Origin of the sequence: Brevibacillus humidisoli, from assembly GCF_020923435.1 — a bacterium.
Taxonomy (GTDB): domain Bacteria; phylum Bacillota; class Bacilli; order Brevibacillales; family Brevibacillaceae; genus Brevibacillus_E; species Brevibacillus_E humidisoli.
The window spans coordinates 2,138,625-2,153,925 of sequence record NZ_CP087263.1; the positions used below are offsets into that span (position 1 = coordinate 2,138,625).

Below are 15,301 nucleotides of genomic sequence, written 5' to 3' on the forward strand. Positions count from 1 at the left end.
CGCATCTTCTCCTCTACAGCATGTCCAAAAATCGCTGTATTACCTCTTGAGAGAGTGCATCGGTACGGCAGATGATCAGAATCGTATCATCGCCGCCGATGGTCCCCACCACCTCTGGCCATTGCAGATTATCGATCAGGGCCGCAATCGACATCGCATTCCCTGGCATCGTTTTCATCACGATCAGATTGTTGGCATGATCAACACCGATGAAGCTGTCCATCAGGGCTCGTTTCAGTTTCTGTAGTGGATTAAACTTTTGATCCGCGGGCAGTGAGTACTTGTACCGCCCGTCTGCAAGCGGCACCTTAACCAAATGCAGTTCCTTGATGTCACGCGATACCGTGGCCTGGGTCACGTTAAAACCGGCGTCTCGGAGATAGTCGACCAATTCGTCCTGGGTCTCTACCTCGTTATTGGCGATAATTTCTCGGATCCTGATATGGCGTTGTCCTTTATTCATCTGTTTTTCTACTCCCATTCCCCTTGCAGTTTTTTACGAATCACTTCAAAAAAGCTGCCGTCGTTCCACTTGATCAATGGTGTTGCATGAGGAGAGCGCTTGACGCAGATCACATCTCCGCCTTCCAGCCGGTAGCCGAACTGTCCGTCGATGGACAATCCCATCTCTTGATGAACCGCGTCAACCTCGACCCGAATCATCTGGTCCGCAGAAAAAACCATGGGTCTCGCAGTAAGTGAGTGAGGAGCAACTGGTGTCAACAGCAGCATGTCTACATTTGGTGCTACAATCGGGCCACCAGCCGACAACGAGTAAGCCGTAGACCCGGTAGGACTGGAGACAATCACACCATCGCCGCTAAACGTGGCCACGTATTGATCGTCCAGATAGACGGCACACTGGATAATCCGACAAAACGATCCCTTGGCGATCCCAATGTCATTCATCGCCGTATAGGTCGCTAGCGGCTCTCCCTTGCGCAGCAGGGTTGCTTCCAGCATCATACGCTGCTCAATTCGATACGCTCCTGCCAGCAGGCTTTCTGCTGCCGTCTGCAGATTATCCGGTTCCGCTTCTGACAAGAAGCCCAATGTTCCCAGATTAATGCCCAGGATCGGCAATGCATGTCCTGCCAACTGACGAGCGATCCCAAGTAGTGTACCGTCTCCACCAAGTACACAGAGCAGCTCAGCACGTTCTCGAAACTGTTCGACTGGACAAGCCAGATCGGGGCGACCCAGTATATGCGCAATACTTTCGTCCAATACAACCTCCGCACCTTTTTCTTCCAGTAGGTGGAGAAGCTCCCGCGCTACGATGCGGGCTTCCGGTTTTCCTCTGTTGGCTATAATTCCAATTCTCTTCACGTCGCCACCCCAAGCTTGTCAGGTTGGTTTCTTTTATACAAGTATACATCTTTTTATGCAGGCAAAAAAAGCCTGTTTCGCATGAAAAGGAACTATGCGTCGACCCAATACGCTTTTTGTGGTAATGTTTGGATCGTAAAGGAGTTATTTGGATTTTTACAAGTCGAGTGTCAAACCGTTTCTGCAGAAGCTTGCACTTGCATCCGATTGCTTAGCACACTGTTTTTCCATCAGTAGAAAAAGCGTCCCTATACGGAACGCTTAATCTTTTCCATACCATGATCTCAACGGAAGCACCGCTCACAGAGAATTGTGTGCCTCTTTCACGACCTGGGAGATCCAGTCATGCAGATGGTCCGTTCCCTGGTTAGCTGTCTGCTTGCGCAGATGGAGCAAAAACTCAATATTTCCTTCTCCGCCGGTAATCGGGGAATAGCTGATCCCCTGCACGGCAAACCCGATCTCTCGGGCAAAGGCGGTTACGTCTGTCAAGACTTGACGGTGAACAGCCGGGTCGCGGACAATGCCGTTTTTGCCGACGTTTTCTTTCCCTGCTTCAAACTGCGGTTTAACGAGTGCAATGACATCCCCATCTTCTTTTAGAAAGCGGTGCAGAACCGGCAGGATCAAACGGAGTGAGATAAATGACACATCAATCGAAGCCGCATCCGGCCGCTCGTGGGCAAACTGGTCAGGATCGAGATGACGAAAGTTGGTTCGCTCCATCACCACTACCCGTTCATCCTGTCGCAGTTCCCATGCCAATTGCCCGTAGCCCACATCGATCGCATAAACCCGACGGGCGCCGTGCTGCAAGGCACAGTCGGTAAATCCGCCAGTCGACGCGCCAATATCCATCATCACTTTGCCGGAAAGATCCACTTGAAACTGCTGCAGCGCCTTTTCTAGCTTTAATCCGCCGCGGCTTACGTAGGGGTGAAGCTCTCCTTTTATCGTAATCGCGGCATCCTCTGGCAGCTTGGTCCCCGGCTTGTCACAACGCTCACCGCCTACCCGCACCAATCCAGCCATCACCGCTGCCTTTGCTTTTTCCCTTGTTGCATAGTGACCACGCTCGACGAGCAGGACATCCAATCGTTCTTTTCTCATCGCCGTTATGCCCTCTGTTTATGTGCAGGATACAGCGCCCTCACCTTTGTCGCGATCGCCTCAGCGGTAAGCCCAATCTCCTGCCGCTGCTCCTTGACGCTGCCATGTTCCACAAAGTAATCGGGAATCCCGATGCACTCTACGACCGTATGCCGGTAACCTGCCTGGGCGAGAAACTCCAGTACGGCGCTGCCAAAACCGCCGCTGATACAGCCTTCTTCCACCGTTACCAGATCATATCCGGACTGCGCCAGGCTGATCAGCAACTCTTCGTCTAACGGCTTGCAAAAGCGAGCGTTTACCAGCATTGGTGAAATGCCGTCCGCCTTCAGCAGATCGACCGCCTTCTCAGCCAAGTCAAACACGTGGCCAAATGAGAGGATGGCCACACCGTGACCTTGCTGGATGATCTCCGCTTTGCCGATGGGCAAAACCTGAAGCTGCTCATCCATCGGCACACCAAGCCCGTTGCCGCGTGGGTAGCGAAACGCAATAGGGCCGTCATCGTAAGCTACCGCCGTCTTCATCATGTGCTGCATCTCGTTTTCGTCTTTTGGGGCCATCATCACCATATTAGGTATCGCTCGCATAAAGGCGATGTCGTACGCACCTTGGTGGGTCTCACCGTCCGCTCCAACTAGCCCTGCCCGGTCGATCGCAAAGATCACATTTAGTTTTTGCCGCGCCACATCATGGACCAATTGATCATACGCCCGCTGCAGGAAGGTGGAATAGACCGCAAACACCGGCTTCAGACCTTGTGTAGCCAGTCCTGCTGCAAAGGTACAAGCGTGCTGCTCGGCAATTCCGACATCAAACATCCGCTCAGGGAATACCTCCGCGTATTTAACGAGTCCCGATCCACCGGGCATGGCCGGTGTGACTGCCACAACCCGTGAATCTTCCTCGGTCAGTTTAATCATTGTGTTGGCAAACACGCTGCTGTAGGAAGGAGCCTTTGGCTTTGATTTGATCTCCTCACCTGACTCGATCTTGTAGGTACCGATCCCGTGCCATTTAAACGAATCCGCTTCCGCAGGTGCGTATCCCTTGCCCTTTTTGGTAATCGCGTGCACCAGGGTCGGTCCTTTCGTCTGGGCTGCCGTTCTCATCGCATCATGCAGCAGCTCAAGGTTGTGGCCGTCAATCGGGCCGATATAGGTAAAACCCAGTTCTTCAAATAAGACTCCGGAGACGAGCAGGTACTTCATGCTGTCCTTGAGCCGCTCTGCCCAATGGGCCAGTTTTCCGCCTACAGCGGGAATTGCTTTGAGCAGGTGCTCCAGTTCATCTTTGGCCCAGCGATAGTTATGGCCTGTTCGCAGCTTGCCGAGATAATTATGCAACGCACCCACATTGGGAGCGATCGACATTTCATTGTCGTTCAAGACGACGATCACATTTTTGCCTTCGTCCCCGATGTGATTCATCGCTTCCAGGGCCATCCCGCCAGTCAGCGCACCGTCTCCGATGATCGCCACGACATGGTTCTTCTCTCCTTTGAGATCGCGTGCGGTAGCCATCCCCATCGCTGCCGACAGAGATGTGCTGCTGTGGCCAGTCTCCCACACATCATGGGGACTCTCGCTCATCTTGGGAAAGCCGCACAGTCCCTTATACTGGCGCAAGGTCGGAAACTGATCGGATCGACCCGTCAGGATTTTATGTACATACGCCTGATGGCCAACGTCCCAAATCAGCTTGTCCTGTGGACTGTCAAACAGGTAGTGAAGGACCAGCGTCAACTCCACCACTCCCAGATTTGAAGCCAGGTGTCCGCCGGTTGCGGCCAGATTCTCTACCAAAAAATCGCGGATTTCCGCAGCGAGTTGATGCAGTTGGGCCATACTTAGCTTTTTTAGATCAGCCGGGCTGTGTATCGTCTCCAGCAACACATGAATCCCTCACTTTCCAAATCACGTCCATCAAGCGATTGAGGTTGAAACTTGCTTCATTATAAACGTTTCCGTGAAAAAACTCCACTTCCTACACGAGAAAAGACGGAATAATCCTAGCCTGCTCGTGCAGCACTAGGATTGTGTTGATATGTATGAGATTTGGATGCTAGCAGCTTCGCTCCATGATGTAATCCGCTAGCGGCACCAGAATCGAATCACCCAGTCCTACAGCACGCAGTGCCTCTTTGGCGTCAGAGACGAGCTGGGCCAGTTTTTGCTTCGACGCTTCCATTCCGATGAGTGACGGATAGGTCACCTTTTGGCGAGATTGGTCGCTCCCCGCCGTTTTCCCCAATTGGGCGGTATCACCCTCCACATCGAGAATGTCGTCCTGGATTTGAAAAGCAAGGCCAATAGCCATGCCGTAGCGGGTAAGGGCATCGATGAGAGTTGGCGAAGCATCAGCGAGATAGGCCGCTCCACGCAGAGCCGCTACCAACAAATCGCCGGTCTTGTGACAGTGGATGTACTCCAGTTCTGCCAAGCTAAGCGGGCGACCTTCCCCCTCCATATCGGCCATCTGCCCTCCAACCATTCCCGCAGCACCGCAGCGACGCCCCAACTCAGCGATCAGCCTGAGTCCGTTTTCCGGCTTCACCTCTGGATGCTCCAGGTAGGCATCGGCGATGCTGGAGAAGGCACGCGTCAACAAGGCATCGCCAGCCAGAATGGCTGTTGCTTCGCCATACACCTTGTGATTGGTCGGTTTGCCGCGGCGCAAATCGTCATCGTCCATGGCCGGCAGGTCATCGTGAATGAGTGAATACGTGTGGATCAACTCAAGTGAAACGGCATAGGGTATGCCCCGCTCAATTGGGGCGCCAAGCGACTCCAGCACAGCGAGCACCAGCACCGGTCGCAATCGTTTGCCCCCGGCCATCAAGGAGTAAGACATCGATTCATAGAGGCGGGCTGGCACCTCTTCTCTTTCCAGAGCAGACAGCAAGTTCCGCTCAATCAACGCTGCCCTTTCTTGGAGGTAAGCGGAGAGCGTCTGATTCATTCCGCTTCCTCCTCGATGTGGAACGGCTTCTCCGTGAGAGTACCGTCTTCCTCTACCAACTGCATCACCTTGGCTTCTATCACATCCAGCTTTTGGCCGCACAGACGGGACAACTGCATGCCTTCTTGATAAAGTTCAATCGCTTCTTCCAGCGGAACTTCTCCCTCTTCCAGACGGCGGACCACTTCTTCCAGACGCTGCATTGCCTGTTCAAATGGCAGTTCCAACTCTTTTTCATCTTTCTTGCGGGCCATGCTCATTCTCCTCTCGGACGATTTCGGTCACATCAGCGTGTACAATTCCATCCTGCAATCGTACCATCAGCTTGTCTCCAGGGGCAAATGCAGCAGCATGCTTGACCAGTTTTTGCTCACGGTAGACCAGGGCATAACCCCGCTGCATCACCTTGAGCGGGCTGAGTGCGTCAAGCTGTCCTACCAAACCGTTCCAGTCACGGCGGGCTTGCTGAATCCGTCGCTGCATCGCCTGCCGCAATGCCGTTTCGCCGCGCAAAACAATCTGACGATGCTGCTTTAGCCGCAGAGAGAAGCGGTAGCGTTGTAGACGATCCGACAAAAGAGTGTACTGTTCACGCTTTCGTCTGACGAGCTGTCTCGTCGTTAGCCGCAGCCTGTTGATCCACTCATCCAACTGTTGGTGCGATTCCTCAATCCGCCGCTGTGGGAGGCGCATGCCATAAGCGGCAGACAGGCGGTTCAGCCGCTCCCGCTGTTCGTGCAGATGTGTGTTCATTACGCGGTGCAGCCTATGCTCCAACTGTCGGGTCCGCTCCAACCACTCCAGATAGTGGGGAACGGCCAACTCAGCAGCCGCGGTAGGCGTTGCCGCCCTAATGTCGGCAACGAAGTCAGCGATGGTGAAATCCGTCTCGTGACCAACGGCAGAAATCACCGGAACGCGGGATGCAGCAATCGCCCGCGCTACCCGCTCATCATTGAATGCCCACAGTTCCTCGATTGAGCCGCCACCCCGTCCGACGATCAAAACCTCCAGGTGATCACACTCATTGCAGCGCCGAATGGCCGCCTCGATGGAAGCAGGTGCCTCCTCGCCCTGAACGATTGCCGGTATGACGGTAATCACAGCCTGCGGGAATCGCCGCTTGATGGTGGTAACGATGTCCCGCACAGCGGCACCGGTAGGGGAAGTAACTACGCCTATCGCTCGTGGAAAAGACGGTAGCGGCCGCTTCCGCTCCGGGGCAAACAGTCCCTCACTCTGCAGCTTTTCCTTCAACTGCTGAAACGCTAGGTACAGGGAACCCAGTCCATCGGGCTGCATCTCGCGTGCGTACAATTGATAATTACCATCTCGTTCGTAGACGGAAATGGAGCCGCGCACGATCGCTTTGGTCCCGTTCTTGGGAAGAAAGCGAAGAAAGCGATTATAGCTGGAAAACATAACGACTTTTATGCGGGACTGGGCATCCTTGAGGGTAAAGTACATATGCCCACTGGTATGATGGGTAAAGTTGGAAATTTCTCCGCGAATCCATACATCAGTCAACTGTGGACTCCGCTCCAATGTTTGCTTGACATGGCGTGTCAGTTGACTGACCGTCCAGATCTCCGGCGTGCTCATCTCCTCATCCTTTCACTTCATCACCGACACGGGACTGTGCTCTGGCTGCCTTGACCGTATTGGCCAGCAGCATCGTGATCGTCATCGGTCCGACCCCACCTGGTACAGGTGTAATGTATCCGGCTACCTCGGCTACCTCGTCAAAACGCACGTCACCCACCAGTTTGCCGTTCTCCATGCGATTGACACCCACGTCAATCACGATCGCCCCCGGTGAGACATGTTCTCTGCCGATCAGATGCGCTTTCCCCACTGCTACGACCAAAATGTCGGCCTGTCGGGTCAACTCTGCCATATTTCTCGTACGGGAATGGCACATCGTAACTGTCGCATTTTCCTGCAGCAGCAGCAACGAAACTGGCTTTCCGACGATATTGCTGCGCCCAATCACGACGACATGCTTGCCATTCAGATCAGTGCCTGTCCATTTGATCAACTCCACAATTCCGTGCGGTGTGCATGGTAGATACGCGTCATTGCCTATCACCATGTTGCCGACATTGATCGGATGAAAACCGTCGACGTCTTTTTCGGCTGGAATCACGTCCAGCACGGCCTCTTCAGAGATGTGGGGCGGCAGGGGAAGCTGCACAAGAATCCCATGAATGTTCGGTTTTTCATTCAACTGCTTTATCGTTTGCAGCAGTTCCTGCTGGCTGATGGTCTCCTGTAAACGAAGAACTTCCGAATAGATGCCCACTTCTTCGCAAGCTTTTACTTTCCCCTTGACATAGGAGTGTGAAGCAGGATCTTGTCCAACCAAAACAACCGCAAGACCCGGTTCTATTCCGTCTTGCTTCAGTTTTTTCACTTCTTCAGCAATCTCGGCCCGAATCGATTGGGCCACTGCTTTCCCGTCAATCACTGTTGCTGTCATCTCGATGACAACCCCCTTCGCACTGTTCGCTCACCATTAGTGTAGCGAGGTGTCGAGTGGATGTAAAGGCGAAATTTTATACAACCAATCACTCATAATGTTCGGTTTTTGTGAATAGACCAACCAAGCATCGCTACTCCATATGCGTTGTCACCGGAGTAAGCAGGATCACAGAAATACAGCTTTGCACCAACTGCTGGGTGCTCCAGTCGTTGAATAAGTCGATCCTGAATGTACTGATTGGCTGCCACCCCGCCGACGATCAATATCTCCTTGCTCCACCCCTGTTCCACTGCATGGCGCAGTACTTTCTCCAACGAATTGGCCAGACACTGTTCTGTCGCACGCGCAATCTCGGCAGCAGCAACTTCTCCTTTTGATACAGCCCTCAGTAGAGCGGCTTCCGGACCGGAGAGGCTGAACGTTAGCCCGTCCACAGCAGAGGATACACGAAACGAACCTTCCGCCCTTTGGGCCAGCTTTTCCAGATACGGCCCAGAGGGAAAGGGGAGACCAAGTGCCACACCCACGCGATCAACCAACTGTCCTGCATGCAGGTCGATGGACCCGCCGATCTTTTCGATCCGATAGCCGCTCTCGTCCCGTATACAATCGAGTAGCTCCGAGGTGCCGCCAGAGAGGTGAACAGCTAAAAACCGTGCACTTTGGGGCCGTTCATCCGCCGTAAGCTCCCCGGCAGCAATATGCCCCTCCTGGTGACTGGTCAAGTAGTACGGCACGCCAAGATAGACAGAGAGACACTTGGCCAAACCTTCGCCTACTTTAAAGACAGGCATGTACGATTGTTCGATCGGTCTAGGCTTCTCGCTGGCGCACACCGCTGCAATCTCTCTGTCCCCCAATTGCAGTTGGTCGCTCAGCTGAGGCAGGTTCATCACGTGCTGAAAGACGGCTTCTGACTGCTGCAACCCCCGCTTACCTTCTTTGACGCGGAGGAGTTGTCTCGCTTCAGCAGCAATCTCGCCGTCTTCCCGTACCAGACAGAGTGATGTCCGGTAATTGCTCGTATCGATCCCCAGTATGACTTTATCCATTCTCGTTCACCTGATTTCCATCTGATCCGAGTCTGAAGCTACTCTTTACAGCTGCGTTTGTGGACGTTCTTGCAGAAAACTGGAGAGCACACCGTTGACAAACCGGTAGGACTGGTCGTCACTGTATAGTTTAGCCAACTCCACGGCCTCATTTAATACCACCTTTTCCGGAAGTTCCGGCTCAAACATCAACTCAAAAAAGGCAAGCCGCAAGATCGCCCGGTCCACGTTGGCAATTCGCTCCAGTTGCCAGCCCCGCAGGTATTTTTTCAGTTCTTCGTCGATCTGGGGCAGGTGCTTGAGCGTCCCCTCGACGAGAAACATCAGATAGTCGGTGCCCCCAGGTTCCTGTTCTTCCAGGACCAGATTGATTGCTTCCGGCAGTTCAACTTGGGACATGTCGATTTGAAACAGACATTGCACCGCTTTTTCTCGTGCTGTTCTTCGCTTCATGTGCTTGTTCACCTACTGTTTGAATTTGCCAGGCAGGATGCGATCCAGAATATCCCGCAAATCTTCTTTTTGATCCAGCTTCCGCCCTATATAGTAACCGGTCGACACCAATACAATGAATACAAGGGTGTCCCAAAAACCGACAATCAGATAGATCAGACCAAAGAAAAAACCGGCGGCTACCCCCAGACATTTGCCCTTGTGTTCCAAAAGCAACTCCCATATCATATCCTTCACCTTCTATTCTACCCGCTTGCTTCGGATGGCAACATGGTCTGTCGATGCAACCTCGATGACCTTCACCGAAACCTCAGCGATTTCCAGTCCGGTGATCGCCTCTACTCTGGCTTTTACTTCCGCCTGTAAATTCTGGGTAAGTTCGGGCAGCGGGGTTTCACCGTCGAAACTGAGCCGCAAAGAGATGATGTTCCCCAGGTCTTTGGTGGTAACCTGCGTCTTCAACTCTCGTACCCCTCTCACCTTTTTTGCAGCCCGCTCAGCGATAGCTCGGATCGTCTCCAAGGAGATACTGACATGACCGTAGTCATTGCGCTGATAAATCGCTTTATCTTCCCGTATCCGGCGTCCTCGAAAACCGCTGAAGAAAAAGCGGATGCTGATCACAAGGAAGACCACGGCAACTATCAGATAAGGGAGATTCATCGTCGTCGAGCCGTAAATATCCGTGAAAAACAGATCAACCCAAGAGCGATGGATCACATTGGAAAACACCCCAATCGCAATCAGGGACAATACGATCAAGACGAGACTGTAGATCGTTAGGATAAAGCGGTCAAACAAATTCACATCGGCTCCTCCTTACTCGCGACTACTACGTTGATATAGCTTCCCTGCAAGAGCGAGAACGTGTGCCCTTCGGGTGCTCCTTACTCGCGACTACTACGTTGATATAGCTTCCCTGCAAGAGCGAGAACGTGTGCCCTTCGGGTGCTCCTCATGCAGAAAATGCCCCCTTTGTTGGGGGCATTTGGTAATGGGTTAGCGGACCCTCTGATACTCCTCCGCTTGATTTTGCGCAACAACCGGTTGCACTTTCTCTTCCGGCTTCAGCTCAACATCGACGATATGTACATTAACCTCAACGACCGACAGACCGGTCATGCTCTCAATCGCACTGCTTACACTGTCTTGTATATTTCGGGCCACTTCCGGGATTCGGTAGCCGTATTTGACAACAATAGACACGTCAACAGCCGCTTCACGTGAACCAACCTCGACACGGACGCCGCGCGCAACGTTTTTGCGTCCCAGACGTTCAGCGATATCGCCGACGAACCCCCCGCTCATCTGCGCTACACCTTCGACCTCCGAGGCGGCCATTCCTGCGATGACTTCCAGCACTTCGGGAGCGATCTGGACTTTGCCAAGTTCTGTTTTTTCTGTATCAGCCGTGTACTCTTCCATCGTTCGCACCTCCCTATGGGTTTACTCTCCATTATAGCAACGCCAGGCTTTTTTTACAAACTACTTTCGTCCAGCTTTAAGTCATAGGTGTCAAGGAACTTGGTATCAAACTCCCCACTGACAAACTGTTCATGATCCAATACTTTTAAATGGAATGGAATCGTCGTCGAAATGCCATCGATCACGAATTCCGAGAGAGCGCGTTTCATTCTCTCGATCGCTTCGCGGCGATCTTTCCCCCAGACGATCACCTTGGCAATCATCGAATCGTAAAACGGCGGGATCTGATATCCACTATAGGCGGCACTGTCGACGCGCACGCCAAATCCGCCAGGAGGCAGGTAATGGGTGATGCGCCCCGGCGAGGGCATGAAGTTCTTGACCGGGTTTTCCGCGTTGATCCGGCACTCGATCGCCCAGCCGTCCAGTTTCACATCTTCTTGCGAGAAGGAGAGCGGAAGACCGGCCGCCACGTTGATCTGTTCCTTGATCAGATCAAAGCCGGACACCCATTCTGTCACCGGGTGTTCTACCTGAATCCGTGTGTTCATCTCCATGAAGTAAAACTTGCCGTGTTTATCCAACAAGAATTCAACCGTTCCCGCCCCGTGGTAGTTGACCGCTTTTGCCGCCGCAACGGCTGCCAGCCCCATCTCGGCCCGCAGCTCTTCACTCAGGGCAGGCGAGGGTGCCTCCTCGATCAGCTTTTGGTGACGACGTTGAATGGAACAGTCCCGCTCCCCGATGTAGACGACATTGCCGTGTTTGTCCGCCATGATCTGGATCTCCACGTGGCGCGGTCCTTCCACAAACTTTTCCAAGTAGACGCCGGGATTGCCAAAGGCGGTCTTCGCTTCGTTCTGCGCCTGACGGATCGCTTTTTCCAGTTCCTGATCATCGTTTGCCACACGCATCCCGCGTCCGCCGCCGCCTGCCGTCGCTTTCACCATGACAGGATAGCCGATCTGCTGCGCCGTCTCGATCGCCTCCTCCACGTTTTCGATCAGCCCGTCCGTACCGGGAACAATCGGAACCCCTGCTTGTTTCATCGTCTCTTTGGCTGTCGATTTGTCACCCATCTTGGTAATCGCATCGGGTTCTGGACCGATAAAGGCGATGTTGCAGGCGGCACATATCTCGGCAAAGTCAGCGTTTTCAGCAAGGAAGCCGTATCCGGGATGAATCGCGTCAACCCCTATCTTGGCAGCCAGACTCATCAGATTCGCCATGTTGAGATAGCTCTCTTTGGAAGAGGTTGGTCCGATGCAGTACGCCTCGTCAGCCAGCTTGACGTGCAGCGACTCGCGGTCGGCTTCGGAATAGACGGCTACCGTTCGGATCCCCATTTCGCGACACGCACGGATAATCCGCACGGCGATTTCACCGCGATTGGCGATTAGGATTTTCTGAAACATCCTGCTTCACCCTCCGTTTATTCTGGCTTAACGAGGAACAGGGGCTGACCATACTCGACCAACTGCCCATCCTCCACCAGCACTTTGACGATCTCGCCGGTCACTTCCGCTTCAATCTCGTTAAACAGCTTCATCGCTTCCAGAATGCAGACTACTTTGTTCGCTGTCACCTTATCCCCTGGTTCAACGTAGGACGGTTTGCCGGGCTCCGGCGAACGATAAAAGGTGCCAACCATTGGTGCCGTAATTTTATGTAGGTTAGCATCATCAGCAGGGGCCGTTTCAGCAGCTTTCGCTTGTGCCGACTGCTCTTGCGCCACAGGTGCGGGCTGCACATCAGGCACAGGGGAGGCCACAACTGTTGTCGGCTGCACCTGTACAGGTGCGGGCTGTGCTGCAGAAGCGGGTGCAGGTACAGATGTTTCAACGACAGGGGCGAGATTCTTTTTGATGCTTAGTTTGGAACCTTCCCACTCGAGCTTGAACTCTTGTATGCTTGATTGGTCAATTAACTTGATCATTTCTCGAATCTCGTGAAGTTTGAACATCTTTCGTTCACTCCTTGTTCTTCATCTCACAATTCTTAAAAGAGACTTCGCAAAGCAGTTGAACCCATAAATAATATGGTAACTTCTTGCTCGTACAACGTCAAGGAATGCTTTCCCGGCCGGCTGACAACCTGGTCAGTCGGATGATCCCAGCTTGATTAACTCCTCCAGCAATAGCTGTGATTTATAAGCCTCGTCCGCATCGACACTCGGTTTACTGTCTCCGATAATCGATTCCATGAAGTGAAGCACGGCCCCTTCAAATCCTCTGCGCTTTAAAATGGTATCCCAAGACGCCGGCTTCGCTCTCATCACCAGCCCCTTTTCTTCCCGCTCCCAGACCTCGAGATCCGTTACCCGAATCACATGTCCATCAGCGGTCCATTCTACATGCTCCCGATTGGATCCTGCTCTCCTGTGCATTGCCGTCGACAGCCCAACCCCAACGTTGGACAGGTAGCTATGCTGTGCGTACAGCAACCGTCCTCGTTCGTCTGTCACAATCCGGCCGCCTGTGCACTTGACCTCATCAGCGGCCAACCATCTGACGAGATCGACCAGATGGATGTAATCGTCAAGCAGAGTTTGCTCATGAGGTTCATCCCTAATCCCGTCAATCCGGTGTTTGTCCGTCCGAATCCAGGCCATTCGCCCCGCTTCAGCCTTCGCTTGCACATAGAGCGGAGCAAATCGTCGGTTGAAGCCGACCATCACTTTCCTGCCGGTCTTTGCGCAAAGCACGGCCAGCCCTTCCGCTTCCTCGAGGGTTGCCGCCAGCGGTTTGTCCACGTAGACATCGATGCCTTTTGACAACAATTTTGCAACGACTTCATAGTGGGTCTCAGTCGAACTATGGACAAACACCGCGTCCACCTCCCGCACCAGTGCTGCCATATTCGGAAACGATTGGATGCGGTACTGTGCACATATGTCATCACGCTTGCTTTGAGTAGGAGAGAACGCGCCAACCAGGCTCCAGCCCTGCTGCTGAGACAAAATGGGCAGGTACGCCTTCTGGGCAATGCTGCCCAGTCCGATTACACCAATACGCGGCTTTCGCAAGGGTTCCCCTCCTATTCGTCTCATGTAAACGTTTCGGCATCGATGCCGCTATTCCTGCACAAAAAAGGCAACCGGGGTGTGGCGGCTGCCTACTCACTCTTATTTCTACACTGTGGGTGCAGAGAAATCAGCTTATGCGCTCTCCGTCACATGTTGTAAAACGTTACGGTCGAGAACTAACGGTCACTTGATATCCAGGAACATTCAGGTGTTGTTTAGCCATCGCGATAATATCAACCACCTGCTTGCGGTCCAGTTTGTCGGCTTGGACAATCACCTTGACACTCTCGTTCTGGGCTAGGACGACAGCATCCTTGTAGCCATCCGCTTTCAGTATTTCTTCGAGGGCCATTATGTTGTTCTGCAGGGCGGACAGTTCATCGTGACGCGCTCTTGCTTCCACCATCGCTTGCGGCGAACTGTCCGGATTGACGATAATCTCCATCTGTTCATCTTTTTGCTTTTCAATCAACGCTTCCCGATTGAGCTTGATGCTCTGAAACGTTTCATTACCGGCTTGAGCCAGAATGGACGAATCCTCGACGGTAGTACTTTCTCCCCCCGCTGCTGCCTCATCGGTAAAGCTGCCATCAGGCGTTCCTTCAACAGGAGCAGCATCGGGGGCCGGTTGGTCTGTCTGCTCGGTCTCCACCTGTACGCCGGACAGCGAATCTTGCTGCCCTGTCGGTTCTCCCAGCGCAGGCGTTTGTTCGCTTGGGCCTTTTACCAGGTAGTACCCGGACAGTACGACCATTACGGCCAACATTGTTAACAACCACACTGTTTGTTTGCGTACAACCATCTTGACAACCTCCTACTTTTTTTTGGGTAATACCGAGATTTTATAGGCCGGTACATCCAACACTTTTTGTACCGCTTCCAAGATCCACGCTTTTACCTGAATATTCTCTGCTCCCTTGGCAACCACCAACACTCCTCTCACTTTTGGTTTGACCGTTTTGAGTACGACGGGATGCTCCTGTTTTGAACCTTGAACGACAACAACCTGCTCATTTCTGGTCTGATCCGTCTGGTTGCGAGTTGCCTTGTCCTTATCCGTTTCTTTGGTCGTAGCGGAGCGGATGTCGCGGTTTTTCTCCACCACCACTTCCGGGGTAGAATCCAGATTGACCATCACTTCCACCTGCCCTACCCCGATTACCGTTTCCAGGATTTCGGCCAGTTGGGTCTCGTACATGTTTTCATACTCCTGTATTTCGTCGTTACTGACCGAGCCACCGCTTGCCGGTGCAGACGGTTCCTGCTCCGGTACCTGTGCGGAAAACAGGTCGCTGGTAGAGGATTGGTCCGGCTCGACGGAAAGGAAATCGGTAAAAATCATGACCGCAGCCCCGATACAAAACAGCAGGATAAAGTAGTGAATCGGTTTCATCTGTTTGTTGTCCGGATCGCCTGCCAGTATCTGTTTCAGCTTGGACAGCATCAACTATCCCCCCTTTTGCC

General features: G+C 53.1%; 18 protein-coding genes. All 18 read right to left on the reverse strand.

Going from position 1 to position 15,301, the window contains the following annotated elements; all coding sequences use genetic code 11:
- Positions 1–13 precede the first annotated feature (13 nt).
- The 18 genes from ahrC to spoIIIAG all read right to left on the reverse strand — a co-directional run bounded on the left by ahrC (position 14) and on the right by spoIIIAG (position 15,281).
- Positions 14–463, reverse strand: coding sequence for a transcriptional regulator AhrC/ArgR (gene ahrC, locus LOK74_RS10585; RefSeq protein WP_230046595.1), 450 nt, complete (start codon positions 461–463; stop codon positions 14–16).
- An 8-nt stretch (positions 464–471) separates the two neighbouring features.
- Positions 472–1,329 (reverse strand): NAD(+)/NADH kinase, encoded by an 858-nt coding sequence (locus LOK74_RS10590; protein WP_230046596.1) that lies wholly within the window; start codon positions 1,327–1,329, stop codon positions 472–474.
- Positions 1,330–1,629: 300 nt separating this feature from the next.
- A complete protein-coding gene (locus LOK74_RS10595; RefSeq protein WP_230046597.1) occupies positions 1,630–2,439 on the reverse strand; it encodes a TlyA family RNA methyltransferase in 810 nt (269 codons plus the stop codon).
- 5 nt (positions 2,440–2,444) lie between these two features.
- A complete protein-coding gene (dxs, locus tag LOK74_RS10600; protein ID WP_230046598.1) occupies positions 2,445–4,334 on the reverse strand; it encodes a 1-deoxy-D-xylulose-5-phosphate synthase in 1,890 nt (629 codons plus the stop codon).
- A 169-nt stretch (positions 4,335–4,503) separates the two neighbouring features.
- Complete coding sequence (locus tag LOK74_RS10605) at positions 4,504–5,400, reverse strand: polyprenyl synthetase family protein (RefSeq protein WP_230046599.1); 897 nt, start codon at positions 5,398–5,400, stop codon at positions 4,504–4,506.
- Positions 5,397–5,654, reverse strand: a complete 258-nt coding sequence (gene xseB / locus LOK74_RS10610) for an exodeoxyribonuclease VII small subunit (RefSeq protein WP_230046600.1) — start codon at positions 5,652–5,654, stop codon at positions 5,397–5,399. Before xseB ends, LOK74_RS10605 begins: the two co-directional genes overlap by 4 nt.
- Complete coding sequence (gene xseA / locus LOK74_RS10615; RefSeq protein WP_230046601.1) at positions 5,635–7,002, reverse strand: exodeoxyribonuclease VII large subunit; 1,368 nt, start codon at positions 7,000–7,002, stop codon at positions 5,635–5,637. Before xseA ends, xseB begins: the two co-directional genes overlap by 20 nt.
- Before the next feature lie 4 nt (positions 7,003–7,006).
- The gene (gene folD / locus LOK74_RS10620; RefSeq protein ID WP_230046602.1) at positions 7,007–7,879 is read right to left on the reverse strand and encodes a bifunctional methylenetetrahydrofolate dehydrogenase/methenyltetrahydrofolate cyclohydrolase FolD; all 873 of its coding nucleotides are present in this window, start codon (positions 7,877–7,879) and stop codon (positions 7,007–7,009) included.
- Positions 7,880–7,971: 92 nt separating this feature from the next.
- Positions 7,972–8,934 (reverse strand): tRNA (adenosine(37)-N6)-threonylcarbamoyltransferase complex transferase subunit TsaD, encoded by a 963-nt coding sequence (locus LOK74_RS10625; protein WP_230046603.1) that lies wholly within the window; start codon positions 8,932–8,934, stop codon positions 7,972–7,974.
- Positions 8,935–8,979: 45 nt separating this feature from the next.
- Positions 8,980–9,387 carry a transcription antitermination factor NusB gene (gene nusB / locus LOK74_RS10630; RefSeq protein ID WP_230046604.1) on the reverse strand — a complete coding sequence of 136 codons (408 nt, stop codon included), beginning with the start codon at positions 9,385–9,387 and terminating at the stop codon, positions 8,980–8,982.
- 12 nt (positions 9,388–9,399) lie between these two features.
- On the reverse strand, positions 9,400–9,615 hold the full coding sequence (locus tag LOK74_RS10635) for a DUF2273 domain-containing protein (RefSeq protein ID WP_230046971.1): 216 nt from the start codon (positions 9,613–9,615) through the stop codon (positions 9,400–9,402).
- A 12-nt stretch (positions 9,616–9,627) separates the two neighbouring features.
- Positions 9,628–10,194, reverse strand: coding sequence for an alkaline shock response membrane anchor protein AmaP (amaP, locus tag LOK74_RS10640; protein WP_230046605.1), 567 nt, complete (start codon positions 10,192–10,194; stop codon positions 9,628–9,630).
- A 192-nt stretch (positions 10,195–10,386) separates the two neighbouring features.
- Entirely contained in the window at positions 10,387–10,812 is a 426-nt protein-coding gene (locus tag LOK74_RS10645) for an Asp23/Gls24 family envelope stress response protein (protein WP_230046606.1), read from the reverse strand.
- Between the two features lie 53 nt (positions 10,813–10,865).
- Positions 10,866–12,227, reverse strand: coding sequence for an acetyl-CoA carboxylase biotin carboxylase subunit (gene accC, locus LOK74_RS10650; RefSeq protein ID WP_230046607.1), 1,362 nt, complete (start codon positions 12,225–12,227; stop codon positions 10,866–10,868).
- 17 nt (positions 12,228–12,244) lie between these two features.
- Complete coding sequence (gene accB / locus LOK74_RS10655) at positions 12,245–12,775, reverse strand: acetyl-CoA carboxylase biotin carboxyl carrier protein (protein WP_230046608.1); 531 nt, start codon at positions 12,773–12,775, stop codon at positions 12,245–12,247.
- A gap of 135 nt (positions 12,776–12,910) precedes the next feature.
- Complete coding sequence (locus tag LOK74_RS10660) at positions 12,911–13,837, reverse strand: Gfo/Idh/MocA family protein (RefSeq protein ID WP_230046609.1); 927 nt, start codon at positions 13,835–13,837, stop codon at positions 12,911–12,913.
- 163 nt (positions 13,838–14,000) lie between these two features.
- Positions 14,001–14,639 (reverse strand): SpoIIIAH-like family protein, encoded by a 639-nt coding sequence (locus LOK74_RS10665; RefSeq protein ID WP_230046610.1) that lies wholly within the window; start codon positions 14,637–14,639, stop codon positions 14,001–14,003.
- Positions 14,640–14,651: 12 nt separating this feature from the next.
- Positions 14,652–15,281: a stage III sporulation protein AG gene (gene spoIIIAG / locus LOK74_RS10670; protein ID WP_230046611.1), complete on the reverse strand. Its 630-nt coding sequence runs from the start codon at positions 15,279–15,281 to the stop codon at positions 14,652–14,654.
- Positions 15,282–15,301: the final 20 nt, after the last annotated feature.

What these genes read in the sequence shown, in the direction of transcription:
- xseB (WP_230046600.1), bottom strand. Translation starts at nt 5,654, where the DNA reads ATGGCCCGCAAGAAAGATGAAAAAGAGTTGGAACTGCCATTTGAACAG.
- folD (WP_230046602.1), bottom strand. Translation starts at nt 7,879, where the DNA reads ATGACAGCAACAGTGATTGACGGGAAAGCAGTGGCCCAATCGATTCGG.
- LOK74_RS10635 (WP_230046971.1), bottom strand. Translation starts at nt 9,615, where the DNA reads ATGATATGGGAGTTGCTTTTGGAACACAAGGGCAAATGTCTGGGGGTA.
- accB (WP_230046608.1), bottom strand. Translation starts at nt 12,775, where the DNA reads ATGTTCAAACTTCACGAGATTCGAGAAATGATCAAGTTAATTGACCAA.
- LOK74_RS10595 (WP_230046597.1), bottom strand. Translation starts at nt 2,439, where the DNA reads ATGAGAAAAGAACGATTGGATGTCCTGCTCGTCGAGCGTGGTCACTAT.
- LOK74_RS10625 (WP_230046603.1), bottom strand. Translation starts at nt 8,934, where the DNA reads ATGGATAAAGTCATACTGGGGATCGATACGAGCAATTACCGGACATCA.
- LOK74_RS10645 (WP_230046606.1), bottom strand. Translation starts at nt 10,812, where the DNA reads ATGGAAGAGTACACGGCTGATACAGAAAAAACAGAACTTGGCAAAGTC.
- xseA (WP_230046601.1), bottom strand. Translation starts at nt 7,002, where the DNA reads ATGAGCACGCCGGAGATCTGGACGGTCAGTCAACTGACACGCCATGTC.
- nusB (WP_230046604.1), bottom strand. Translation starts at nt 9,387, where the DNA reads ATGAAGCGAAGAACAGCACGAGAAAAAGCGGTGCAATGTCTGTTTCAA.
- accC (WP_230046607.1), bottom strand. Translation starts at nt 12,227, where the DNA reads ATGTTTCAGAAAATCCTAATCGCCAATCGCGGTGAAATCGCCGTGCGG.
- LOK74_RS10605 (WP_230046599.1), bottom strand. Translation starts at nt 5,400, where the DNA reads ATGAATCAGACGCTCTCCGCTTACCTCCAAGAAAGGGCAGCGTTGATT.
- spoIIIAG (WP_230046611.1), bottom strand. Translation starts at nt 15,281, where the DNA reads ATGCTGTCCAAGCTGAAACAGATACTGGCAGGCGATCCGGACAACAAA.
- ahrC (WP_230046595.1), bottom strand. Translation starts at nt 463, where the DNA reads ATGAATAAAGGACAACGCCATATCAGGATCCGAGAAATTATCGCCAAT.
- LOK74_RS10665 (WP_230046610.1), bottom strand. Translation starts at nt 14,639, where the DNA reads ATGGTTGTACGCAAACAAACAGTGTGGTTGTTAACAATGTTGGCCGTA.